This window comes from Bradyrhizobium zhanjiangense (genome assembly GCF_004114935.1).
Taxonomy (GTDB): Bacteria; Pseudomonadota; Alphaproteobacteria; order Rhizobiales; family Xanthobacteraceae; genus Bradyrhizobium; species Bradyrhizobium zhanjiangense.
The window spans coordinates 2271960-2296167 of sequence record NZ_CP022221.1; the positions used below are offsets into that span (position 1 = coordinate 2271960).

The 24208-nt window shown below is 58.6% G+C and carries 21 protein-coding genes and 3 pseudogenes; 9 read left to right on the forward strand and 15 right to left on the reverse strand.

The genetic code is table 11. The annotated features are described in order from the left end of the window. The first annotated feature begins 143 nt into the window (after nucleotides 1–143). The 3 genes from XH85_RS10870 (at nucleotide 144) to XH85_RS10880 (ending at nucleotide 1434) form a co-directional block, all read left to right on the forward strand. A complete protein-coding gene (locus tag XH85_RS10870) occupies nucleotides 144–407 on the forward strand; it encodes a hypothetical protein (RefSeq protein WP_128931884.1) in 264 nt (87 codons plus the stop codon). An 88-nt stretch (nucleotides 408–495) separates the two neighbouring features. Beyond that, nucleotides 496–840, forward strand: a complete 345-nt coding sequence (locus tag XH85_RS10875; RefSeq protein WP_128931885.1) for a hypothetical protein — start codon at nucleotides 496–498, stop codon at nucleotides 838–840. Nucleotides 841–942: 102 nt separating this feature from the next. Then, entirely contained in the window at nucleotides 943–1434 is a 492-nt protein-coding gene (locus XH85_RS10880; RefSeq protein WP_128931886.1) for a hypothetical protein, read from the forward strand. Here XH85_RS10880 and XH85_RS45805 read toward each other — a convergent pair. After that, complete coding sequence (locus XH85_RS45805; protein ID WP_208758102.1) at nucleotides 1359–1961, reverse strand: hypothetical protein; 603 nt, start codon at nucleotides 1959–1961, stop codon at nucleotides 1359–1361. The two genes, XH85_RS10880 and XH85_RS45805, sit on opposite strands and share 76 nt — an antisense overlap. A 200-nt stretch (nucleotides 1962–2161) precedes the next feature. After that, nucleotides 2162–3361: an IS256 family transposase gene (locus XH85_RS10890; protein ID WP_128931887.1), complete on the reverse strand. Its 1200-nt coding sequence runs from the start codon at nucleotides 3359–3361 to the stop codon at nucleotides 2162–2164. Between the two features lie 646 nt (nucleotides 3362–4007). Between XH85_RS10890 and ltrA the strand changes: the two genes are divergently transcribed. After that, on the forward strand, nucleotides 4008–5318 hold the full coding sequence (gene ltrA / locus XH85_RS10895) for a group II intron reverse transcriptase/maturase (protein ID WP_245473963.1): 1311 nt from the start codon (nucleotides 4008–4010) through the stop codon (nucleotides 5316–5318). Between the two features lie 193 nt (nucleotides 5319–5511). Here the strand turns inward: ltrA and XH85_RS46275 are convergent, their stop codons facing one another. The 11 genes and pseudogenes from XH85_RS46275 to XH85_RS10945 all read right to left on the reverse strand — a co-directional run bounded on the left by XH85_RS46275 (nucleotide 5512) and on the right by XH85_RS10945 (nucleotide 18714). After that, nucleotides 5512–5835, reverse strand: a complete 324-nt coding sequence (locus XH85_RS46275; protein ID WP_245473461.1) for a hypothetical protein — start codon at nucleotides 5833–5835, stop codon at nucleotides 5512–5514. A 901-nt stretch (nucleotides 5836–6736) separates the two neighbouring features. Beyond that, complete coding sequence (locus tag XH85_RS10905; RefSeq protein ID WP_128931889.1) at nucleotides 6737–7234, reverse strand: hypothetical protein; 498 nt, start codon at nucleotides 7232–7234, stop codon at nucleotides 6737–6739. A 15-nt stretch (nucleotides 7235–7249) separates the two neighbouring features. After that, nucleotides 7250–8728 carry a hypothetical protein gene (locus XH85_RS10910; protein WP_128931890.1) on the reverse strand — a complete coding sequence of 493 codons (1479 nt, stop codon included), beginning with the start codon at nucleotides 8726–8728 and terminating at the stop codon, nucleotides 7250–7252. A gap of 110 nt (nucleotides 8729–8838) precedes the next feature. Further along, nucleotides 8839–9324 (reverse strand): hypothetical protein, encoded by a 486-nt coding sequence (locus XH85_RS10915; protein ID WP_128931891.1) that lies wholly within the window; start codon nucleotides 9322–9324, stop codon nucleotides 8839–8841. Nucleotides 9325–9327: 3 nt separating this feature from the next. After that, complete coding sequence (locus tag XH85_RS10920) at nucleotides 9328–11859, reverse strand: S8 family peptidase (RefSeq protein ID WP_128931892.1); 2532 nt, start codon at nucleotides 11857–11859, stop codon at nucleotides 9328–9330. Continuing rightward, nucleotides 11762–12838: an AAA family ATPase gene (locus XH85_RS10925; protein WP_128931893.1), complete on the reverse strand. Its 1077-nt coding sequence runs from the start codon at nucleotides 12836–12838 to the stop codon at nucleotides 11762–11764. Before XH85_RS10925 ends, XH85_RS10920 begins: the two co-directional genes overlap by 98 nt. A gap of 1249 nt (nucleotides 12839–14087) precedes the next feature. Then, nucleotides 14088–14291, reverse strand: coding sequence for a Fic family protein (locus tag XH85_RS46280; RefSeq protein WP_338025663.1), 204 nt, complete (start codon nucleotides 14289–14291; stop codon nucleotides 14088–14090). Continuing rightward, a complete protein-coding gene (locus XH85_RS46285) occupies nucleotides 14222–14752 on the reverse strand; it encodes a Fic family protein (RefSeq protein WP_245473966.1) in 531 nt (176 codons plus the stop codon). Before XH85_RS46285 ends, XH85_RS46280 begins: the two co-directional genes overlap by 70 nt. Nucleotides 14753–14852: 100 nt before the next feature. After that, nucleotides 14853–15495: pseudogene (locus XH85_RS10935) on the reverse strand (DUF2130 domain-containing protein); the annotation flags it as partial. 1586 nt (nucleotides 15496–17081) lie between these two features. Then, the gene (locus XH85_RS10940) at nucleotides 17082–17645 is read right to left on the reverse strand and encodes a M48 family metalloprotease (protein ID WP_128931894.1); all 564 of its coding nucleotides are present in this window, start codon (nucleotides 17643–17645) and stop codon (nucleotides 17082–17084) included. Between the two features lie 166 nt (nucleotides 17646–17811). Further along, nucleotides 17812–18714, reverse strand: a complete 903-nt coding sequence (locus XH85_RS10945) for a peptidoglycan-binding domain-containing protein (protein ID WP_128931895.1) — start codon at nucleotides 18712–18714, stop codon at nucleotides 17812–17814. A gap of 135 nt (nucleotides 18715–18849) precedes the next feature. On the opposite strand from XH85_RS10945, the gene XH85_RS10950 reads away from it, so the two are divergent. Beyond that, the gene (locus tag XH85_RS10950; RefSeq protein ID WP_128931896.1) at nucleotides 18850–19119 is read left to right on the forward strand and encodes a hypothetical protein; all 270 of its coding nucleotides are present in this window, start codon (nucleotides 18850–18852) and stop codon (nucleotides 19117–19119) included. A gap of 207 nt (nucleotides 19120–19326) precedes the next feature. On the opposite strand, the gene XH85_RS10955 is transcribed toward XH85_RS10950, so the two are convergent. Beyond that, nucleotides 19327–19560 carry a hypothetical protein gene (locus XH85_RS10955; RefSeq protein ID WP_128931897.1) on the reverse strand — a complete coding sequence of 78 codons (234 nt, stop codon included), beginning with the start codon at nucleotides 19558–19560 and terminating at the stop codon, nucleotides 19327–19329. A gap of 216 nt (nucleotides 19561–19776) precedes the next feature. On the opposite strand from XH85_RS10955, the gene XH85_RS10960 reads away from it, so the two are divergent. Together XH85_RS10960 and XH85_RS10965 are read left to right on the forward strand one after the other, a co-directional pair. Next, complete coding sequence (locus XH85_RS10960) at nucleotides 19777–19944, forward strand: hypothetical protein (protein ID WP_245473969.1); 168 nt, start codon at nucleotides 19777–19779, stop codon at nucleotides 19942–19944. Nucleotides 19945–19977: 33 nt separating this feature from the next. Then, a pseudogene (locus XH85_RS10965) lies at nucleotides 19978–20411 on the forward strand (CopG family transcriptional regulator). A 462-nt stretch (nucleotides 20412–20873) separates the two neighbouring features. Here the strand turns inward: XH85_RS10965 and XH85_RS10970 are convergent. Further along, a pseudogene (locus XH85_RS10970) lies at nucleotides 20874–21319 on the reverse strand (ATP-binding protein); the annotation flags it as partial. A gap of 908 nt (nucleotides 21320–22227) precedes the next feature. Here XH85_RS10970 and XH85_RS10975 point away from each other — a divergent pair. Next, nucleotides 22228–22803 carry a hypothetical protein gene (locus XH85_RS10975; RefSeq protein WP_128931898.1) on the forward strand — a complete coding sequence of 192 codons (576 nt, stop codon included), beginning with the start codon at nucleotides 22228–22230 and terminating at the stop codon, nucleotides 22801–22803. 1050 nt (nucleotides 22804–23853) lie between these two features. Beyond that, nucleotides 23854–24195 carry a hypothetical protein gene (locus XH85_RS45730; RefSeq protein ID WP_167562836.1) on the forward strand — a complete coding sequence of 114 codons (342 nt, stop codon included), beginning with the start codon at nucleotides 23854–23856 and terminating at the stop codon, nucleotides 24193–24195. Nucleotides 24196–24208: the final 13 nt, after the last annotated feature.

A 24208-nucleotide genomic window follows, 5' to 3' on the forward strand; every position in this document is an offset into this window, starting at 1 on the left:
CAGAGCGTTGAACCGGGACAATTCCCGTTTAGAAGCCGGGAATGCTCACTCTGGTGTCCCGGCATGGTCTTCTGCTAGCCTAAGGCGGATCGCCGTCAGTTGGCGCTGACGGCGATCCTAACCTGCAACAGATGGATGATATCATGTCGCAAGCTGCCTTTAGCTTACCCCAATTCTCCCCAATTGAACTACTCTCGGCCGACTACGAAGTAGCGATCGCAGAAAAGATAAGTGCCTACAAAAAGGCCGATCGGGCTCGCATAGCCGCCTATGACGTGGCCGAAGCTGGCTGTTCAGCCGCTTATGATGCCGCGGAAGGTGTCGCAGACATGATCCTTGCGCTTCCGGCAGGATCGTTGAAAGACCTCGCGATCAAGGCGCGCGTTCTACCTACCCACGGCTCCTGACCCGGCAGACTTGCTCCATTACCGGCCCGACGAACTTTCGCTCTTTGTGCAGGAAGTCCGCAACCTCGCGCGAATGTAGGAAGCAAGCATGACCACTGACCGCACCGACCGAATGAAAGCCCTAAGCAAGCTGGTGCTTGGCATCGTTCGCAGGTGCAGCGATCGTTGCAACGTCGATCGCGCGGGCGGCCGTTGCCGACTGTCGGAAGTCCGTCACAACGAATTCCGCCTAACGTACTCGCGATGTGATGACGACGACCAGACGTCCACGCTGGGCGTCCGGTTCGACGGGAAGACCTTCCTGCACGTTGAATGGACCGCGGAGAAAGTCTTACGCACGTCATACCGGCCGGGCGATTGGGAAGCGCTTCTGCTTCGCTATGACCGCGCGCCGGTTCTGGCCGGCTCAACTGGTAGGAAAGATGCTTGTTAACCTCTTCGATCGCCCATGCGGGGCAATGTGCAACATCTCTGCTACTATGCGGCACTACCATGGAATGAGCCGGGTACGCACAGCCGGCCCGGATAGGGGGGAATGGCAATGATACGGAATATTTTGGCCGCCACGTTGGCGAGCGTCATCATGCTCGGCTCGCCAGCTTCAGCGCAATCGGCGACCGCCGCGCCGGCAGAAAACAAATCAACGGAAATCGATTACAAGATCGTTGACCCCAGCGACCTTTTCATTGGCACTCGAAAGTACCTCGATAAGCCAATCCTGCTCCGTAAGATGCGCTGCTACTACGCGGACGTGGACGACTACCGATGTACGGCGAGCGGTCCGGTCTTCCTTGCCGTCTTCACGGCCACGGTTGAGCCTGCTTCCGCGCGAGCGTGGATAGAGAAGAACTGCGACCAGTTGAGGGGCGCGGTGACATCGGACAAATGCCTGTTCAACCCGCAATTCGTCTACGGAGCCAAGGACGTCAACGACGATATCGTCTCCGGATTTCAACAGCGGAAAGTGATCCACCCGCCGGCGGGCGTCACTATGATCCCCAGTAAAGCGATCAAGAGCGAGCGATAGCCTACTGGCACCGACGTGATCGAATTTTTTCGATTTGCCGTTCTGGCCATCCGCGCAGCGGCTGCTCGCTTGCGCGAGATGATCGCCTCCACCTTCTTCAGCGTCTGTGCAAACTCAGATCGGAGATATTGTTTGTGGTCGCGGTCTTTCGGCTCCGAGAGGAATGCGACCTTCACGAGGAAACGGTTCAATAGCGACGCAATTGCAAGATTGTCGGAATGTTGCGAGCGCAGGGCCGTGAGTTGCCGACGCATCTCCATGAGATCAAGAGCTTCGCGGTCTGGCTGCCTTTTCAAATGAAACTCGCGCGAGAGCCCTACAGTCCAATCGAAGCCGCCGCGACGAGTATATTGGCGCGACGGCTTCGCCAGTTGGGTGACCCGGACCAAGGGCAATGTCCGGCCGTGAGAAGCTAACGCTCCGTAGCTTCGCTGCAATCGCAGTCTGAAATTAAGCTTGATGTCACGATGGCGGGTTAATTCTGGAACAGCCGTGCTGTAGGCCGCCGAATGTCGCGGCACCGCCATTGCGGGGGTCGTGAATATAGCGAGATCGAACCAAAGCCATTCCGGGCCGCCTGCGGGGCTTGAGGGCTGACCTCAAAAAGGGTCGCGATCGCCAACCGGGGACGTCGTCAGACCTTGGTTGGAGAGCGTGTCAGATCGTGTCCCGTGGCGTGGTGTAGCTGAGTGCGGGTCACCACGTTCGCCGGCATGGGCCGGATCGGTCAGCTGGCGATTGCCGGGAAGCTGACGGCGGGATCATCGCCCAACGGGGCGATGGTTTCCAGTGTCATGTAGCGGCCGCGCTGAACCGCCCACTCGTCATTCTGCTCGAGCAGGATCGCACCGACGAGGCGGACGATGGCGTCTTCATTGGGGAAGATGCCGACCACTTCGGTTCGGCGCTTGATCTCGCCATTGACCCTTTCGAGCGGATTGGTCGAGTGCAGCTTGGCGCGGTGCGCGGCGGGGAAGCTCATGTAGGCGAGCACGTCGGTCTCGGCCTCGTCGAGGAAGGCGGCAAGCTTCGGCAGTTTGGGGCGGAGCTGGTCGGCGATGCGCCGCCATTGCGCCCGCGCCGCCTCCGCGTCGTCCTGGGCAAAGGCGGTGGCAATGAAGGCGGAGACGACGCGCCGTCCGCTCTTGCCGGCATGCGCCAGCGCGTTGCGCATGAAGTGCACGCGGCAGCGTTGCCAGGTGGCGTTGAGAACCTTGCCGACCGTGGCTTTGATCCCCTCATGGGCGTCGGAGACGACGAGCTTGACGCCGCGCAGACCGCGGCGGGCGAGCTTGCGCAGGAACGCGGTCCAGAACGTCTCGGCTTCGGAGGGACCAATATCCATGCCGAGCACCTCGCGCCGGCCGTCACTGTTGACCCCGACTGCGATGATCACTGCGACCGAGACGATCCGCCCGTTCTGGCGCACCTTCACGTAGGTGGCGTCGATCCACAGATAGGGCCAATCGCCCTCGATCGGGCGATTGAGGAAGGCCTTCACCTTGTCGTCGATCTCACTGCACAGCCGCGACACCTGACTCTTGGAGATGCCGCTCATGCCCATCGCCTGCACCAGATCGTCGACGGAACGGGTGGAGACGCCCTGCACATAAGCCTCCTGCACCACGGCGGTGAGCGCCTTCTCGGCCATCCGCCGCGGTTCGAGGAAGCCCGGGAAGTAGGAGCCTTTGCGCAGCTTGGGAATGCGCAGCTCGACGGTGCCAGCACGCGTCTCCCAGCTCCGATCGCGGTAGCCGTTGCGCTGAGCCAGGCGTTCCTGGCTCTTCTCCCCGTAAGCCGCTCCTGTCAGGCCTTCGACTTCCAGCTCCATCAATCGATGGGCGGCAAAGCCGATCATCTCGCGCAACAGATCGGCATCAGGGGTCTTCTCCACGAGCGCGCGCAGGTTCATCATGTCGTCGGTCATCGGTGGTTCCTCGAATCAGGTTGGTGTCGCAACCCAAACCTTACCGACGAATCATCGGTGACCACCCGCAAAGCCGCTCGCTCGCTACGGCGCTATGTGGGGCGCGCGTCGCGAGCGGCTTCGCTAACCAGCTACACCATCACCTGGGAGTACGTCATGCCAAGCTGATGAATGCTTGTGGGTGCAAGTCCCATCCGGTCAAAGCCCTAGCAGGCAAGCCGGGACCGAGTCTTGCGGGCGTCGCGGCAACGCGGGGTCCGAAGTGTAGACAGGAGTCATGCGGGGTGCGGGAATGAGCCTCGAAAGGTGGATGTTCGCGGAGGCCGAGTGTGTTCCCTAAGCACGAAGGCTGCATGAGCATCGTCGATATGCGAGACGATGCCGCTCCGTCGGGGTCGATGGCCGCATCACGCATGGAAGGTAATCATCGGAACATGAGAGGCCCGACCGGGTCCGCTGGATTGGTCTCCAGCGGGGGACAGCGGCAAGGCACTGCCAGAGCCGTTGTCCGAGCTGAGGTCGGGAGTCGGACTGGTCCATACTACCTGTGAAGTCGTCGAAGGTAACGAGACGCATGGAGGGAAGGGACCAGCCCGAGGGGAGCCTGCGCGAGGAGGCCAGGGTACGGACACAGAGCCGGGTTACCTTGCCGCCGAACCTCAAGCGGGTGAACGCGGCAGCCAAGCAAGCTGCCCAAACCCGGTTCACGGCCCTGCTGCACCATGTCGACGAAGACGCTCTTCTTCGGGCGTTTCGACGACAAAAGCGGCAGGCCAGCGCGGGGGTCGATGGGGTGACGGTGGCGAAGTACGAAGAGAGGCTGACGGATAACCTCCGCGACCTCTGCTCACGGGTCCACACCGGTCGCTACCGGCCACAGCCGGTGCGGCGTGTCTACATCCCCAAAGCCGACGGCGGTAAGCGGCCTCTCGGCGTGCCGGCGCTAGAGGACAAGATTGTCCAAAGCGCGGTGGCCGAGGTGCTGAGCGCCGTCTACGAGGCCGACTTCCTCGGATTCTCCTACGGCTTCCGGCCGGGGCGGAATCCTCATATGGCGCTTGATGCTCTGCATACAGCGATCATGAGCCAGCACGTGAACTGGGTGCTCGATGCCGACATACGCAGCTTCTTCGACTCGGTCGACCACGAGTGGCTGTTGCGGATGCTGGCGCACAGGATCGCCGATCCTCGCATCTTGCAGCTCATAGGGCTGTGGCTGCGAGCCGGCGTTCTTGAGAGCGGCGAGAAGCAAGAGACGGACAGGGGCACACCGCAAGGGGCGGGCATTAGCCCGCTCCTTGCCAACATCTTCCTGCACTACATCCTCGATCTCTGGACCCAGAAATGGCGTCGTCGCTGCGCACGCGGTCGTATCGTGATCGTGCGCTACGCGGACGACTTCGTCATGGGCTTCGAGAACAAGGCAGATGCGCGGGAAATGCTCTTGGCCCTCAAGGCGCGGCTGGCCGGCTTCGGCCTGAGGCTCCATGAGGACAAGACGCGGCTGATCGAGTTTGGCCGGTTCGCGGCCCTCTCGCGTCAGCGGCGGGGCGAGCGGCGGCCAGAGACCTTCGCCTTCCTCGGCTTTGTCCACTACTGCGGGCGGACCCGAGATGGCCGGTTCATCGTGAAGCACAAGACGGAAGGGAAACGCCTGACGCGCAAGCTGACGGCGTTGCGCCAGGAGGCCTGGCGGCTCATGCACGCGCCACTGGCAACGCAGCACGAGTGGTTCGCCGCCGTTCTGCGCGGGCACTATGGCTATTATGGCAGGCCGCACAATTATCCAGCGCTCAACGGCTTCTACCGCGAAGTGCGTCGGACCTGGCTGCGTTGTCTGAGACGGCGTAGCCAGAAAAGTCGGCGCATGGGCTGGCCGGAGTTCGAGACCCTGACGGCACGCTTCCGCCTGCCAACTCCACGCATCACTCGCACATGGGCGCAGGCGCGGATATGACGCGGGTTACCCTCGGGAAGAGCCGGGTGCGGGAAAGCCGCCCGCCCGGATCTGTGAGGGCAAAAGCCGAATGGCTGAGCTACTCGACCACGACCGCGTGTCATAAACGATCTCGCCCGGACCGTGGTCCGTGTGATAAATGGCGAGTACGGGAATGGGGGAATTGATGTCTGCGAATACGCAAGCAAACCTTTTAGCTGTGGCATTTTTCGTGGTCTGCGCTGCCTTGATTTATTGGAAAACCGAGCATGTGCGGCAGTTCGCACACGCTCCGCGCACAGGAAAAGATTGCGTCGAAGTGATAGGGCGGGTGTTTTCTGCGCGCAATACTAGGCCGCCGACCGAAGCTGAGCAGGCCGACCTGGACGATTGCGATGACGATACGCGACCGCGTAACAACGGTCGCAATTGAGATATCGATGCCCCACAATCGGATGCGCGTGCCGTGGATTTCGATCGTGTCGCCATCGATCACGCTGGCGCGACCGGTTTTCAGCACCCGCTGCAACGTCGGCATGCAACACAGCTAACGCTCTCAAGAACGCTAAGAGTTGCGCGCGAGCCAACGATCCTTCTTTGTGCCGGCTGTTCGACAAGCGATGCATAGATGCCGGCCGTGCCTCTTTGACTTTGATCCACGCCGCAATGAGGCCAATCAGAGACCACTCAGAACGAATTGAGCTTTTTCCGCCGCGTTGGCGTGACGGTCAAATGCGATGAGTGCGCGTCAAGAGGGCTAGCGATCGAAAGGCGATGATAGAATGCATCAATGAACTTGACGCTGGTGGTCACGGACCAGCTCGCGAGCGAAGCGCTCAGGAATCGATGTGGAAAGAAATTTGCGTGCTGAGACATGAATATCGGCTTATCGAAGCTGAGTTCTCTAGCGCGGAAAACAGCCTCTCTGCATCCATCTCATCGCCCTACTTGGATTTATAGTGGATGAGTTCGTTCCGCAGCCTAACAAGCAGCGCCGCATCTTGGTAGGTGCTGCGCACCCTTGTCTAACGCGGGTTTTCGAATAAGATGAAGGACAAGATCGTATCTGCGAAGTGTTTGGTGGGCGTCGATTGTCTCGGCTAACGGGAACAGAAAATCGCGGGCAGACGCATCAAGTCCATTCGAGCCCAAGTGGTGCCCGGGACCGTGAACTGCGACTTCGGAGATTTCGGCCTCAAGCGCTGCCGCCGCTTGCGTGACAGCTCCTACAACGCATGCGACATATTCAGAGCGATCCGCTTCGGAGATGGAAGCGTCGGCCTGCTCGTTCGTCTCGTATGGCCGTTCTACTCCATATGCACGGCGGGCTAGGATCGCGGCCCCACATAGGAACTGGGCGGTAAAGCTGTATCTTGTGGTCGCTGCGACGCTCATCAAAGTCGTTCTCGCTTACCATCCTATTGGCTGCCGCATCGCGGCTACAAGTGCGATGCCAGTTTGGCGATAATATCGACAATCTGGATTAAGGTTGGATTGTGAAACATTTGTTCCACGAAAGTCTTAATCGCTTCGGCGTTCTGTGCGATGAACTGAACGATGGGGACGCTGGATACAGCAACTGTAGCAGTACCAACAGCCCGATAGACGCCAGCTCGGTATTCTTTCCACGCAAAGCCAGGCTCTGATCTTATGCGATCGTATGCTGATCGCACCAAGGTGATGACGGCGTTTCCCGATGTCTTGCGGGCCAGATCGATCGCTTGATCTCCATCGATGCCGGGCGTTGCGCTTAGCGCCGCGTTGAGCTGTTCTTTGAACGCCTCAACGGCCGCGGGCGTTGCGGGGCTTCCTTCATCGCTAAGTGCGTCGACAACTGGTATAGAGGCTTCAATAATCGCCTTCGCGGGGTCTCGGTCTTGGGGACCCAGGCGAGCCAAATCAAGCTCTCGTCCCTTGGCGTCACCGACAATAAACACATTATAGCATTCGACCTAGTCGCGAAGCGCCTCCGCAGTTTGGTGCGTAAGAATTGCTGGGTCTGCGGGATCATTGGCGGAAATCGCCACGTCGTGAGCTTTGAGGCGCCGTCGAAGCGAGTTTCCTCTGGACCACAACCGAGTAATCGATACGGCCGCCATCGCCGCCGGCGCTGCTTCCAAGAAGCGTGCAACCGGATCAACCATATCGGCAATCTGATTGTGTCCGAGTGCTAAGAAGGCAATCGCCTTGTCTCTCACTTCAACGTACAGCTCGGCCTGCATAGTTGTGGCGGCTGGCGGATCATCAGCTAAATCTAGGTTTCCGTCTTGATTGATTGCAAACTGGGTTGCTATGTTCGCTTGAGGCGGGATCGCGTCGGGCGAAGGTAATCGCTCCAGCGAGTTGCTTACCTCTTCTGAGCGTACGTCGAAGGGCGAGTGTTGCAGGGCGAAGTTAACCGCCTTGGCGCCAGCATTCCATACATCCTCAGGCAAGCCAGCGCGAATGAGTTCAAGGTCGGCGTTGAGGGGCGCTCCAGCGAGAAGTTCATCATACCAAACGGTCCACGCGTCCCAGCCCTCGTTTCGCTTGAGGAGTTCCTGCTTCAGCTGTCGCCAGCCCTCTGCAATTGAAACAGGGATTTCACCTGGCCAGAGCTTTGAGGTCGCAACAGTAACCGCGCTAAATCTTTCGCCAAACAAGCCCGCATCTACCGTGAGCGCGTTGAGCAGCTCGTTTTTTGGGTACTCGGCTTCCACCGCGTTGATTGCATATCGAGCCGCTACTATTGCATGTTCCACCACGCTTGGTTCATGGGTTGCCGCGGCTGCCGCGTAAGCGGCTGCCCGAACCGGGGCAGGGGCCCTAAGATCACCAAGTCCACTAAGGGCGGCGCGAGCGTCACGTGACAATCGACCCTGCTGGTTTGGATAGGCGGATACCGTCCGTGCTGCTGCGAGTGCGCGGAAAACCCGAACTAGATAGTCGCTTTCGAGGTATCTGTGTGGCCCGACTAGTTCGATCATCACGGGAAAGATACGCAACGCCGCTCGGCTCACGAAGACAATGGCGATGTCGATCGGCCGCTGTTTCAGCCAATTAGTAACCCCGTCGCTGTCGGAGAAGATAGTTAACTGCGGAGAGCCAGAATGGTCAGATTGTGCTTTGTCGGTTCTGCCGCCGGATAACGGTGCTATGTGTCTAGGCCGATCGTCGGAATTCGGCACCCTTCCTTCCGGAGGCATAGGCCCCGAAACAGCCTCGACCACAACACCCTCGCAGACTATCCAGCGCGCGGGCCGGCCCTCAAATTCCGTCCACATCAAATTGAAGATGAGTTCATCGTATTCGGGTGATACTTCGCCGAGCTGGACTGGCCGCGTTTCGGCAGTCGCCGAGAGAGAAATTGGCCTCCTTTTATCTGACCGATCCCACTGGGCCTTTCCCCGTTCGAGCCATGCCGTACGGATCAGTTGCTCCCTGTCGATCATGTATCCCCCTGAGCCGCTGTGAGCACTCAAATGATGCCAAAGGTAGTAGCCGCAACATCGAAGCGACCGTGATTTGGCGGCCGCCCGCGATAGAATGACAGCTTCTCATATCAGTTCTTTCGCACAGGTATTCCAATATCTACGACGACGCCTCCGCCGTTTTTGGCGAATGCCTGACACCCAACCGTTGCCTTGGGAAGAACGATGCCAGCTTGTTCATCGGTCTCCTTAAGCGCTACGCGGTGGCACCGGCGAGCGGCGGCTTCAAGTTCTTTTCGGTCGACACCGGTGACCGCGCTGCCAGCCGCCGCGGCCAACACGAACCATTGGTTCGAAGGAAAGCTGCTCGCGTCCCAGCTCAGCGAGATGTAGGTGACGAACTTAGGATCGCAGATCAGGACCATGTCCGGCCGCTTGAAGAAGACGCTGCCGCCGGAAGGAGAGAAATGATCAAAATGCGTGTTCGTTCGCTCGATGATCCGGGCTGTTATCTCTTTGCACTCCGGCGTCTCGGTTGAATGCTCGCCGGCCCAACTTCGAGGGATAAGCGCTAGCGCAAACAGTACCGTTAGGTAAGAAGAGTTGAGGTGGCGCATAATCTAGCGGGCACGAACCGGTACGGCAGGCGCAATGCGCGCTCGGGCTTGATCGTAAATTTCGACGATGCCGGGCATCGCGATCGTCACTGCTAGTCCGAAGGGCACTAGTTCATCGATCTTCGTTCCACGATCAGGCTCCCGTTGAACGACGAACTCGATGGCAGAATTTGTGGCCAACGCTGGCGCTCTATCGCCGTCCCAATGCCGAGAAAACACCGTGCCCTTGCTGGCCTGATTGATGTCAGGCTGGCTCTTGCTGGGCAGAACGCGAAATCCACCAAGCTCATCAGGAGCTATAAGCGAGAGCTTGACCGCGCGATACGACTGTCGTCCCGGTAGAACGGGCGTGAACCAACCAAGCGTTGCCCGAACAGAATGAGGCAGGGCCTGTCCGCTCATGCAGGCGGGCAGCGGAACGGCGACCGACCGCCTTTGCTCGGCCCCTAGCGTTCCCACAGCCCAGAATGTCGCCCGATCGGCGGCGCAATAGACTGCATCTTCGGCGTTGACAATCCCATAGCCTAAGAAGCGTCGTATGTTATCCTTCTGCCGCACGTGCTGTCTTGGGTCGGCAGGACCTAAGACGCTCTTTATGAGTTCTGCGCTGTCCAGCGGCCAAGCCGCAGTGTGGACAAGCAACGCCTTTAGAATGACGGCGCGGTGAGCGTGTGGCAGGGAGATGAACGTCTCGCCGTATGTGGCCTCCAACGCATCGTGAATTCTATGTGCCGTTCGTGACCCCAAGGCCGATGCGGCGCTCGTGCCGCAAGTGTAGTGTTCCCAATTGCTGGTTCCGTCGCGCGGCGGTGCTGCGACTTTCAAGCCATGCGGGCGGGCCCCTCCTGTCGGCCTCACCGCAAGTGCTGTCCCGCTCGCGACCATCGTCAAGTGCTCGCGTGCACCCGGCATAAGGATGTCTGGCTTCACGCTATTCGCAAAGCCCGGCCCTAGGGCACTGGATGGGTTGGCGGTGACCATCAACTGAAACGGATCAACTCGTCCGATCGCGCCGCGACGCTCGGCGGCGCTAACTGCATCGATGTTTGCCGAGCCCACTGTTATTCCGTTGACTGTCTCGGACGGCGAAAGGAGGCGTCGATATCCTATCAACTGCGAAAGCGCGGTAAGCGTTTGGGTCCCACGCTCCGGCTGAACTGTGGCCTCGTACTCCATCATCGTTGAGTAGGGCGGAACATCAAATTGCTGGGCGTGATTGCCCGCACTGACACAGAACAAAATCCCATACTTGTGGGCAAGCCGGTCAATTAGTCGCGCCCAAGCCGATAGCCTGCCTTGGAACGTCTTTCTGATGTTGCCGAGGGAGAGATTGATGATCAGAACTGACGGGGCCGTCGGATCGTTGTCGCGACGCATGCTCGTAACGGCTCGGTAGATTAAGTCGACAACCAATCGATCTCTGGGAAATTGATCATTTGAACCTAGTACAGGCACAAAGTGAATGCGGCGGGGCAAGGGCAACTCGGAGAGGTTCCGGTCTCCATGCGCGATCAGTGACGCCATCGCCGTGCCGTGAATTCTTTCAGCCACGAGAGCGGAGGGCTCAAGTCCGAACAGATCGTCGATATTCAATCGATCGCGAAGGAGAGGATGCTGAGAGACAGGTACGCCGTCGAGTATCGCTAAGATTGGCTCGCCATTGGCCGGCGGGATCTCTTGTTCTCTTGGCGGTTGCACAGCATCTTCCGACTTTTCCGGTGGAGCGACGCTCTGAGGACGAATGTGCATCACGGCATCCAGGCCGCTGATGCCTTGATCAGAGCGTTCCACGATCTGTCGAACTGCAGGTACCGGCAATCGCGCTAAAAGTGCGTGATAGGCAATATCTGCAATCCGGCTTTTGGAAATCAGTGCGCCGCCTAGCGCCGCAATCGCCTCGACGACCTTTAGTTCGGCCGCAGCCGCATGCTCGTCAGACGATCGAAATACGAGTTCGATTTCGATGATGAGTAATTCATCATCTCTCATCAACTCGATTTCCTCTTCGAGGATTTCCCTGTCTTCTTCGTGGACACGGTCGCTTGGGCCCCATGTCCTTATCTCGCGCAGCGTGGCGAACACATCGCGCCACGGCGTAAACCCACTGGCCAGCTCCTGCCCGGCCGTCCAGCGCTTCCAAAGCGTCAGAATGTTCTGTAGAGCGGCCGCGTCCGGCACCAAGAGATAAGCCTCGGGGGCCGTATCTTGGTCATCGCCCTCAAGCTCTTCCTCGTCGATCAGCTCAAGCCCCGGAACCTTCTTGATCGCATTGGCGAAGGTGCCCACGGCGCCGCGTACTTCAAAGACAAGCAATCGCTCTGGCGCAAGTGCGGACTGGTCGGCGCGTAGGGTCAGTCCGGAGGGGTCACGACGCAATGCTTCGTCCAGCCGCCGAAAACGTGGCCCGAACGTAGCGTTTTGTGCAGCAGGGGAAAACTTAGTCGGCCTTGGGATGTTTCGCTGACGACCGGTCGGCCTTGGCGTTTGCTTGCTCGGCTCCAGTCGCAACAGTGGTTTGGTCGGATCGCCCGCCATAAATATTCTCTGGTTTTACTCGGGCTGACCAATTTTCGAGTTCAGCCGCAATTGCCGAATTGATGGAAACCTCACCGAGACCAAGAATTTGGCGGCGCCGTACATTCTGACAGAAGTCTAAAACCTCAGCGTAAGATGTCGCTTCGATCCTTCTTGCCAATTCTTGAGCCGTTACGGATGGCCGATCCGGCCAGCCAACAAAAATTCGGTCGATGAAATGTGCAATTTCCGCAGCCTGAGGTGCGGGCAACGATAGCTTCAGCTGGAAACGCCGCCAGACCGCTCGATCAAGCAGCTCGGCATGATTGGTTGCCGCGATCGTCACAACATAACTCGGCAGCTTGTCGATCTGCATCAGCAAGAACGAGACAACTCGCTTTATCTCACCAGTTTCGTGATCGTCGCCGCGTTCTTTCCCGATGGCGTCAAACTCATCAAAGAATAGAACGCAAGGCTGGGTGCGGGCGTAGTCAAAGAGCGCGCGAAGGCGCGCGTTCGTTTCACCGAGATAGCTTCCCACCAACGCGTCGTAGCGAACGACAAAAAAAGGCAACGCTAAGCCATCAGCTATGGCCTCAGCGAAAGATGTCTTGCCGTTGCCGGGCGGGCCGGACAAGAGAATTCGATGCCGTGGCTCATACCCGCTCGCTCGAAGCACATCAGCGCGCAGATGTTCTTCGATTAGCTGAAGCCCCTCAGTCCGTGCTGGTAGGGGCAGGACTAGATCGTCGAGGGAGATACGTGGCGTTACTTCAAGAATTGTATCGCGCCCCGCGAAGTTTGCAGCGCGTTGCGAGGTGACCAAGCTGGGCGGCGTGACAGCGACGGTTTGCAACGCGCGTTCGAGCCGGTCGGCGTAGGCGTGATGGCTCTTCGCGCGCTCGTCAGCCACGATCGCTTCTACCGTCGAGCGCAGCATAGGTTTATCGCCGGCAACGCCGGCGCGCACTAGGGAGATGAGGAGGTCGCTCTTGGCCATAACAGGACAACCTATACGAATATTTGGGCGCGATGACACTGCTACGAAGGACGCTTCCTTGTGAACAACGGGGTGCTGGCCAGCGTTCCAGCTAGCCACTGCCCCCGCGAAACCTGCCGGTCGAAGCATCGTAGACCCTGATTAAGATATTGAAAACGGTAGAAAAAAATGTCGGCAGTCCTGGGCGGCGGCCTCCAGGGTAAATTTAGCTCGCGGAAGCCGCTTGGACGCACTCGCGGGGGCTTCGCTGTCGAAGCGACGTGTCGGCCGCGGAGTAGGATGTCAGAGATGTCCCCCGCTTCCGGCGCCGACGGTCTTCGAAAGGGCAGTCGGGCGGCCCCGCCGGCCGAGGCCGCCCCCCGAGGGCGTCCCGAGCGTCAACAGCGCTTGCGATGTTTCATTTGCTTCCCGCAGTCCGGCTCCCCTCAGGCAGCGAGCCGGACAATCTCAAACCGGAGGGGCTTTTCCGGGGGTGGGCCGTCAAAACGGCCCCCCGCTACCAAATAGCCATTAAATATCGATATTTTAGATGGCGACCGAGGTCTAGTGATTTTCGTCGCTTTGGACCCGTAGCAAATGCGTAGAGCCGAAGGCCGTGCGCGTAGTTGAATCCTTGCAGTGTTGGCGTAGCCCAAGCGAGCTCTAGTCGCGAGGACCGCCAAGGATTCAATGTTCTCGCGACGGAGCGCTCTCGATCCAAATTCTCCAGCTGGATTCCCCGATGGGGCGCGCGAATCCTTAGTGGATGACGCGTCGTCGCATTCGGGTTTAGGCAAACTCGGTGGCTTGCTCGAATGCGGAAGATACCCGTGACGTCGATCTCTTGTCCGCAGGACATACGGGTCTCTCACGAGCCCGACGCACTAATCAGCGAGAGAGTCTCGTCATGACCAGCAGACGGACATTGGCATTCGGTTGCGCGCCGGAGTCACGTGCTGTCGATGGGCGCGATCGCAATCGGCATCATGGCATCTGAGTGATCGGCACCACGGAATGCCGATCGCGCGACACCTAGCCACCGTCTTCCTCACTATCGCGCGGGCGAGAAGCCCGTCCTTGCCGCCCACGATCTTCAAGGAGAAGGGCGGGGACCGGCGCCGACTTCGGTGACTTCGGCCTGCACCTCGCCTGGCCGCAATCTCCTGGGAGGCGGAGGTTCCAGACGGCGCAATCGGCGACGAACGCCGCGAACGGCGTGATATCGCCTTTCACACTCGCAACCTCCAAAGCCTGCATATACTCAGTTCGTCTATCGACCGGCAAGATGGTCCATGGATACCCACCTTCGGCAAGCATTTACATTCATGAGGAAGCGGCCCGAGCGGCCGTTGCCGTCCGGCAACGGATGGATGAAGGTGAATAGGAAATGGCCGAGGACGGCTCTCACACGAGGATCCTTCTCGGCGTGCAGGCATTCGAAAACGTTTCCTTGGCGTCCGGTAGTGACTCCCAGGCCGTTGGAGCGTGCCCGGAATTCGTAATGAACAGGAGATGTTGTCGATAGCCGGCAAGACGCTCCGGCTTAAGCAGGCCCGCGGCGACAGACGGTTCGAACATGGAGCGAAACCACTTGAGATGGTCCTCTTCTGCTACTGTCGCTGCATCTGCCCCGTCGAGCACGCTCCTCACTGACTTCACCACTTCGGCGAAAGCCAGTTGGTAGCCCTTCGCGGCCATTGCACCGGTTTGCTTCTTATCGTTTTCGTTCGTTTCCGGGCTCCACTGACCGGATTTGACCCGCTCGATGAGCTCTTCGCTTACTGAATAGCCTTCGATCGAGAGGGAGTGGTAGGCGTCGGAGGTGTAGCGCTCGTTGACGGCTGCGATGTAGGCGTCGGCGTCCTCGACCTTGCTAGGTTCGGCGGGAAACGCGGCGATGCCGAGCTTTAGCACCCTGCCAAGGCGCTCGAACACCTAGGCAGCGGCTCCCTGACGACGCCCCGGAGACTAATGGCGAGGCTCTTCGCGAGCGGCCCAACGCAGGATCACCCTGAAGCTTCTGTGGCTCGGCCGATCACCCGGCCTTCCGTTCGAACTCGGTCGAGTTTTCCAGCAAGGGGATATCGAGACTCGAGATCTCCGGCATGGCTTTGCCGGCGATCGCTTGGAGATCACCAACCATCCCGACGGTAGATTCAATCACGGATTGGATCTGGGTCTCGCGCTTAGCCCACAGGCGGCTCATGAACTTGCGCTCTTTGTCGAGGTCCTCACGCATGTCGTTGAACTTCTCGACAACAGCTTCCACCCGTTGTCGGAATTTGATCCCGGTCAGATACTGGTAAACCTGCTCCATCTTGGTATTCTGTCCCTGTTGCGCCAGGCGTGATCCGCTACTTCGATTAGGGTCTGGCGGAGAGCGACAGCAACGGGCAGGGCGTAGCGCGGATGCGCGACCCACACTCCGTCTACCAAATCGAAGTGCTCGATATGCTTTGGAAGCGCCTGCGAGATAATGAGAGCAACGTCGGCCCCACAACGCCGCTGATCGTCACGCAGCTTTGCGAGCCAACCATCGCTCCATGCTTTAGTGCGTTCGACTCCCAAAGAATGATGCCAACGGCTTGGCCGATCGACCCGTTGACCTGTTGCACAACATCGGCCCCGAGCTCACCCTTTCCGACAGGATCGACCAGGTCGGTGGGAAAGGCCATACGGTTTCTGTCGATCACCATGAGACCGCCCGCAAGCACTTCGACAAGTCCGACCTCAATGCGATTTTTTGCTCGCCGGTGTATTCGAGGTGGTGCAGAGGCGGCCTTCTGGTCCGCTCATTGGCCTACTTTCTGGAATGCGTTTAGACGAAATCGCTCAATTGCGCATCTGCGACCTTCGTCAGGATGAAGACACCAAGCATTGGTTTTTCGACATTGACAGGACGGGCGGAAGGTCAACCAAGAATGTCTCTTCAATCCGCCATGTGCCCTTGCATCGAGATTTGAAACGTATTGGTCTGCTTACGTTGAATGCGCCCGCGGACCATTCCTATCGGCCTCCCTTCCTGGAGTGGAGGCACCCCTACAACAAGACGGAGCAGAGTCCACCTATCCAGCTCTGGGATGGGCGGCACCCACTCCCTGGACTCCGCCAGAGCACCCCACAGGTCGCGATCTGATGGATTTCGGGCAGAGGTCCCGGCGACGCAAAGGGAGCCCGCGCAAGGCAAGAACGAGGGGGCACTGCGAGCCGCGCAGCAGCTGGATATCGGCACGCCCTTGGATGAGCCATCGGCTCGGCGGCAACAGTATACGAATAGGTAATTTAGCGCATCGGCTACGCACAGACTGAAACGAGAGCAGGGAACTCGGCCCGGACCCAGCTACTCGGACGCGGAAGACGCTAAAACCAGAACCCAGGCATTCGCCTGTCCAGGCCAAAATAGGTACGTACGGCCAGTTGTTGCCTTGATCGTCTTATTTTCCTTTCCGTCGTGGTATGAGACTGAAACCGTCTCACCGCATTTTGCACACGAAAAGTCTATCGACTGCTTAGGCTCAATCGATAGAGTTTGCCATGCAGACTGCCCGTTCCAGTAAGAAAACACTAGCGTGTAAGGACCGGGATTCCTGATGCGAATATCACCAGGTTTAGGTGGCGAGTTCAAAATAAGAGACGGAGGAGCTATCTGAGCTATTCCTCCTTCCCGAGGACCGATCGGCGCCCTCGGCGTTGCAGCATCCCCAGCGGCGGCATGCGTCACTAGTCCTATTGCGACCAGAAAGTAGACCGGAATGCTCGCGCCGACATTCATGCTGCGCTCCTAACTTCTTCGGTATTCGGACGCCTTCCCGACGATTGGGGAGCAGTGCTTTGTTGAGAATCACTTGGGGCAGTAGCAGCCGCAGATTGGGCAAAACGGCCAAGCATGTACCCGATGATCGTTCCGAATAGTCCAAAAGCGGGTGCAATCTGTTCGTTGCTGTAGCCGACAGTCACCAAGATGAGAGTCCCGGTAATAACGGTAAGAATAATTACCGGGCGGGCAATATCGTCAGGCCGAGCATTGGTGACTTTCCGTAGTGTAAAGATAAGTGCGCAGATAATCGCTAGGCCTAGAATACCGATCAAGCAAGTCAGCCAAAACTCGTAAGGCGTCTTCGACGAAAAGAATCCCGCGAGAGTAGCCCCTGAACTCGGCGGATTCTGGAGTATAGGTGGAGGAGGTATAGATTCCTCGCAGGCACCTGGCGAAATCAGGCAACTCCACATTCCCATGGCTAAAAGGAGCTGGGCTGAATTCTTTCTATAGTCCTCGGACATAGGATGCTCCCTCTCGCGCTGAAGCCTCGAACGTTTGCCCACCTAATGACAACGTATATCCCTTATCCAATGCCGCACATCGTTGCCCCGGAGATCCATGATCATCCGGTGACGCGTTCTCGTAAGCGCCTAAGGCAATGAATGCCCTCAGTACATCGCGCATAGCGCCGGGATCGGATCCCATTTTTTTAGCCAAATAGTATCCGGCGAGGACGTCTGCATGAAGCTCGCGCAAACGCTCCGTTGGACCGCTCAAACGTTCATAATATTGATCAGCCGAGAAGAATTGGAAGATGTGACCGCACTCGTGCGCTAACACACAGGCAACCGTAATTCCTCCTCGGCTCGGCTTGAGAAGCTCATTAACCAACCTGAGTCCGATCAAAACAGTCCCCTTTGTTCCATTGACGATAGTCTCAGGCGTAGCTCCTGCGTTCTTGGCGTTGACAAACTTGAATCCAGGGTCGACCGGAATCACTGTGATGATGCGCTTCAATTCTGCTATCAGCGCTCTATCAAAGGCCGGATCACCCGATTTGGATTTCATGTCATTGTAATCGGACGGAGGACTTCGAGAAATGCAAGCAACGCGAGTGCTGTCGATCGCATAGGAAGCGGTTTGACTTGACATCAGAATCGAAATCGACCCGACGATCAAGGCGCGTCGCGAGCATGCAACACACATGACAGCATCCCTTAATGCTGAGGCCCAATTACTTAAACGCAGCAACCGAAGCGGGGGTCATAGCAGCCGGACAATCTCCAAGTCCCTTATAGCAATCCAAAACGCTGACCGCGGATTTGCTCGTCTGAATTACAACAGGAGGCGGATTCACAACGGTAGGTGGGGCCCTGCCAACCGTTTCATTCGACGAGGCGTCATTCTTTCGGTCAGTGTTGGATCGAAAGCTAGAGAGCATCGCTGGAGGTATTGCTTGGTACTCGGCGGGCCGATCCTTACTCATCCAAACTGAAAATCCGCGTATCTCTGATGGCTGGTTGGGTGGCGTTACGACATCGGCGCGGACATAGACAGCGGCTTTCCCCTCAAATGCAGCAATCACGAACCAAGTGTTTTCAACAAAGCGTTGATATGCGACTTTCCTGTCATTGATTTTGAGGAGTCTGTCGAAAAGGTCTTTAAGCGACACTTCAGTCCCGAACCGCAGGGTCTCAACAACGAGTCCATTTTTCTTGCTGTACCAGTGATTGCCCCATTTCGTCTCTGTTGGTCCCTGCACCAAGCCCAAGGGAATACCGACTGATACCCCTGCTTCATTGTCTGTAAACTGCCTAAACCCCGCTTGAGTACGACGAGCCCGCCCCTCCTGCAGAAGTTGGCCTTCTTCCAGTGAAGTCAATTGGCCCGTTACAGGATGTCCGATGCGAGCTTGGAATTTCTTGATAGCCGCAAGCGTGCCTTCACCGATCTTTCCGTCAACAAGACCTTCGTAGTCGGTCGTCCAAATCAGGGCTTCTTGTTGCTTTCGGATCTGGGAGGCTGTTTGGGATTGCGCAAATGCTGGTCCGGTGCAAAGCGACGCAACCGTTGCAACTATTAGTATGATGTGGTTCGCATTCTGGATGCTGGATATAGTCCGTCCGCACGTACTCATATCTTCCCTCCGGAAGAAGCGCGTCCGACTTAATGCCAGCAAAGCTAGTGCTCGCTAGAGAGCGAGAATATGAACTAGCTCACATTCGGAGGAAAGAGTGCGCAAAAATTACGAACCGCTGCCGCTCAGGAATTGGTGCATCCGGCGGCGGCGCACGCGGAAAGCTGTGTTCAATGCGAACGAGTTTTTGAGAATGTGGTTTTGTATCGGCAACTGATCCATAGCCTTTCCAGAGATCATCTAGAGCCCAAGGACGGCTATCTGTTCATTGCGCCCATGGTCGGGAAGTTGGGCATCCGCGACGCGGTGAAGAAGCTGCGAAATAACGTCAGTGATGAGGTGGTGAAGGACACGAACGTTGATCCAAGCCACGGCGCGGTTCAAGACAGTGGCCAGGTGCGTTGAGCCGCGCGTTCTGGATGCCATTCAGGGGCACGCGCCGCGCAAGGTCTCGGAGGGTTATGGCGACGTAACCATCAAGGCAAAGGCGAACGCCATGGCGAAGTGTCCCAGCATCACGGCAACATAGCAATAACCGTTGGCCGACAAAATTCTTACGGCCTGGGAGTTATGTAAGGGTCGAGACCAGATATTTGCATGAAAGGACCTGCGCTACACTTGATGGGAATCAATCGCTGCGGCCTTAAAATTCAGCTGAATCAGTGCATCCATCACCTTGCCGAAGAACGCGTCAAACGCGTTTAGCTCTTTGCCCATCAATTTCTCAATGTGAACATAGCCATCTCGCGGAGAGATTTCGACAGTGCGCTCAATTTCTTTGATCTTGCCGTCCGGGTACCGTGAGCAGCGCGTAACGGAACGCGGCAGAGCGAGCTCCTGCAGCAATCAGCTTCTTGAGCTTAGGGAGGAGAACGCGCCCGATCGTCCAAAGACGCAGACCAGGCTCACTCGCCGCGGCGTGCAGATAGGCCTCCAGCGCCGCATCTAGCTCGACGCGCCGCTCCGGGGGACACCAGCCGCCGCCGCTCAGCGACCGCGTACACGACATCGTGGACGGATGAAGAAGACCCCAAGACCGCGGATCGGCGGCGGCATCCGGAATTGGATCGCGATACCGCGGAAAAGAAGGAACCGCTCGACAGCGAGTTCGCGGCCGACCTCGCCGACGAGTTCGATGAAGATGCCTCGCGGATGAGGCGCATGAACGACGTGATGCAGGGTGTCGCGCGCCAAGCCTCGCTCGATCCTGGCGATGATCTCGGATTGTGAGGCAGGCATGAAACGGCGAAGAAAAAAGCCCAGATGTCGGTCTATCTCGATCCAGACGTCATGAAGGCGCTGTCGGCCTATGCCGCCCGCCGCGAGCAGTCGCCGTCGCTCATCGCCGAAGCCGCCATTGCGTCCTTCCTGTCGCCGGACGCCGATGAACGACGTGAAGCCGCCATCGCTAATCGCTTCGATCAGATTGATCGCCGGATCGCGCGGCTTGAGATGTCGGGATTGCGGTTGAGACGATTGCACTCTTCATCCGCTTCTGGCTCACGACGACACCGCCACTCCCCGAACCGGCCGCCAAGGCCGCGCGGGCCCAGGCCGGAGCGCGCTATGATAACTTCGTCGCAGCATTGGGCCGGCGACTAAGCCATGGGCCCAAGCTGAGGCAGGAAATCCTGGATGACGTAGATGGCATTCAATCTTCCGTCCGCCTAGACCAAGCGGGCCCCGAGGGCAATTAGTCGTCCATTCTTTACAGCTCTGAGCACCGCAGCTCGGGGGAGCGCACAGGACAATCACCGTTCGGCTGTCGCTGCCGCTAGCATCTCGGATGCCGCGGAAATCAAATCCGCAACGCCCGAAAGCATCTAGTTTGCAATGACAGCGGTCAATAGGGGAGCCGCAGTCCAGAACGAGAGTCGCTCGACGGGCGCCCGCGCGGAGTCGCAGTGAGCTCGCGAATGCCCGACCACGTATGCCAATTGCAGTCCGTACGCGAGTCCCTTGGTCGCGCTCATGACGTACGCACGACATCAGGCGCGATCTTGGCAATTGGTGGGCGGCGTCTGGATGCAAGCGTCCAAGGGCGTCATCCTCGATGATCGGCACTCCGTAACGGCGGGAACATCTCCAAGCGCCAGTCGACGGAACCAAAGCATTATTGGTGTTGTCGGACTCTGCACCGTGGGGCTGCAGTAAAGGGTACGCGCGTCCCCGCGAGCAAGCGCGAGGGCTTCGAACAGCCTCGGGACGTGATGATAGAGGACGGAGCGATTGTCGCGGCAGGCCTTGTGGCCGAGGGCACAGGCTAACCAACTATTGCCCAGGCCAGTGGCGCCGGTGACGAGCAAGTTCTCGTGGCGATCGATCCAGCGACCTTCAACGAGCTTGGCGAAAACGGCGAGATCGATGCCATGCGGGTACGCAGATCAACGTCTTCGACGCAAGCATTCTGGCGCAACGCGGCGAACTTGAGGCGCATGGTGTGCCGCCTGGTGTCGCGTTCGGCGGCTTCGCGGTCGACCAACAGGCCGATCCGATCTTCGAACGGCATGACTTCGAGATCGGGTAATCCGCGCTGCTCCTCGAAGACCTTGGCCATTCCGCTAAGGCCGAGCTCGATCAGCCGTTTCGTGGGTTGGGCATTCATGGTCTCCTTTGCATCAGTGGAAGTAAGGCAGCAGGCGGAGCGCGGGGGGCGCTCGCTGCTGGACTACGGCGCGCGCACCTCATCCTGCTTGAGCTCGATCAGGAATTCGCGCCAACATTGGTGCGAGTATGCGAGCATGTCCATTCGGCTCGCATAGGCGGACCGCTGATTGAGTAGTGGTTCGACCGGCTGAAGCCGGCGAATCTCGCGCGATTTCCGAGTGATCGGCATCCCGTGAGAATACGCACCTTGGGCCGATTTGACGAATCGCATTGACGATGCACAATAAGGTACCCTGTCCGTTTGCTATCCTCGGATATGGCCACGACGGTCCCAGCGTCGGCCTCCATGGCCCCCAGAAGGTGCTGGGACCTGTTCGTTCTTCACCCTCAATCGGGTGAACAGTTCGCTTCTCGCTTGCCGGAGTTTCAGGTAGGCCGCGCTCTCGTTTGTTCTTTGTCGCGCCGGCCGGGCTATCCCGTTCATTCGGGTTGGCAACCCGAGCCGAGCGTAGGCTCGAGGGGTAAGGCAGAACTACTGGTCGCGGGCTGAGATCCAGATGCACATATGCGGTGCAAGACTGTGCCCGGCGTCCGCCCGCATCGCCTAGACCTCCGAACCAGCTCCCACCGGTGGAACGCGATGCACCACTCAGACCCGCGCACCGATTGCGAAGGTCAGGCGGAATGAGACCTCGGAGATGGTCGCGTCAGACGTGGCGAATGCGGCCGCGGTTTTATCTCCGTTCTTCGAACTTCGTCAGCTTCTCGAAAGCCAGGTTTTCTAGCATCCGAACTTGGCCTCTCGATGACGAAGCCGCACATGTCTGAATTCGTGGTTAATTCCAGCACACTCTCCGGCAAGATTCTTCAAGAGGCCGTTGTTCCCATAACAGATAGGAGAGCTGAATGGATCCGAATCCGATCGATAATGCCCGCTCACCAGGATCACCGACGTCGCACGTCTGGACACAGGAAGATCATGACTTGTTCAGTCAGATCATGAATGAGGCCGGACCATCATCATCTGCCGCGCCTGAAGAAGCGGTAGATGTCTCATTCGCCGGTCCCCAAAGATTTTCCCATGGTTCGCAATTCGCTCCTGACTCAATGGTCGAGCGGCTGTTCCATCGTGGTCTCTTGCCGGATGCGGACCAGCCGACGATGACCTATGAAATCCAAGGTCACCGCTACACGGCCGGTTTGGATGATTCCGATCGCGTTCGTCTTGTTCATAACCCTGCGGAGGACCAAGTGGTTGGGGTAGGCCGGGCGGGGATATCGGACTTCGGAGCCTTCTTCACGGAGACGCGGCGCTTCGGAACGCCGCTACCAGTGCAATGGGCCACACCTGCCCTCATGGATAAGTTGCGCGAGGAGGATCTCATGCCGACCGCAAACACCCCCAAAACAATCCAGCTCAACGGAAGGGCCTACCAAGCCGAGTTGGCCGAAGGAGGGTTCGTTAAGCTTACGCGGGTCTGAGGCGCAACCCGACTGTGACCGATCGCGCCCGCCCGGAACCCCGCGATCGCTTCGGTTGCTACCGACCCAGGCAATTCATCGCTCAGTAGTGAATTGTTCGCGCCGCCAGTGGGTACGCATCGTCGGACCCACTGGCAGGCACCGGGAGTCTCGGTCGCTGCGCGGTTGCGGTAAGCTGCGTCGTTTCGCGAGGCCGGCGTCGAGCATCATCTCGACAAGCTTTCGAAATTGCCATCCGCCGACGGCATGGCAGCCGCTTCGACCGAAGCGACGTGCCAGTGACCAGCGCTATCGTGAAGCGAGCGGAGTGCAGCCGCCGCGAAAGGGCTGTCGCGTCCTAGAAAAAGACCGAAGGCGTCAACCGGACTGCATCGCTAAGCGCTGCTTCTTGGAAATTATTGAGTGTGTACTTCTCGAAGAGCATTTGGCGCGGTGATTGATGCACTCTATAGCTTCGTCCCTAAACAAGCGGCCGAGCCGGCGCGTGGCTATCGCGCTCGTGAGGGCAGGCAGCACATTTTCCGCTACATTGGAGATGGATTATGAGGCGCATTGACGAGCGCGGCAAGTCGCCCATTTCAGAATTTGGTGCCAACGAAAGTCGAAGCGCTGAAGGTTCTAGCGCTGGATCGGCTTATGCTCCGGCTGAAGAGGGCCGATCATTCAGTTCTGTTGTGGGGCGGATGCGTTCTGAGCCTCAGGATTCAGATGCATCATACTCTCGCATTGCGCCGCGCGCCAGCGGCGCGGGACGGCTTGCCGGTCCTCCCGCCGGCCCACATCGACTCCTCGGGGCTGCGCTGCAGGGCGCAATCGGCGGGAGGAAGCGACCTTCTGATCCTTACAGTGGCGGACCAAGTCGAGACGCCGGCCCCTTGCCTGCGCGTGGCGAAGAGTCCTGGCGCCCCGATCGAGAGGCTGAAAGCTCACACGCGGACAGACGCGCGCCAGATACGCAATCCGTGTCTGAGAGGAGTGGCAGACCAGGAAGGTGGAGCACCTCCAATGCGCCGACGCAGTCAATCCAGCGTGAAGGTTCGGAATGTACTTATGATGGCGCAGCAAATCGGGAAGCACGCCTGGCGCGTTCTGATTGCGGTCGGTGGCGTGCCCACCAGCCGGCTGAAAGCTCGCAAAGAGGCGAGCTTTCAGCGAATACGCAACCAGTGTCCGAGCGGGGTGGCAGGCCAGGAGGCTGGCGCATCGGCGGTGTTCCTGTGCAGCCAATCCAGTCTGAGAGCTCGGGGCGATCCCATCGAACTCACGGTGACGCAGCCAATCTGGAAATTGACCCGTCGCATTCGGATGGCGGCCGGCGGCGAGCCGATCGAGCGGTCGAACGTTCGCAAGCAGGCGGGCTGGTGCCGCATAGCCAATCCGTCTCTGACTTAAGTGGCGGACCAGG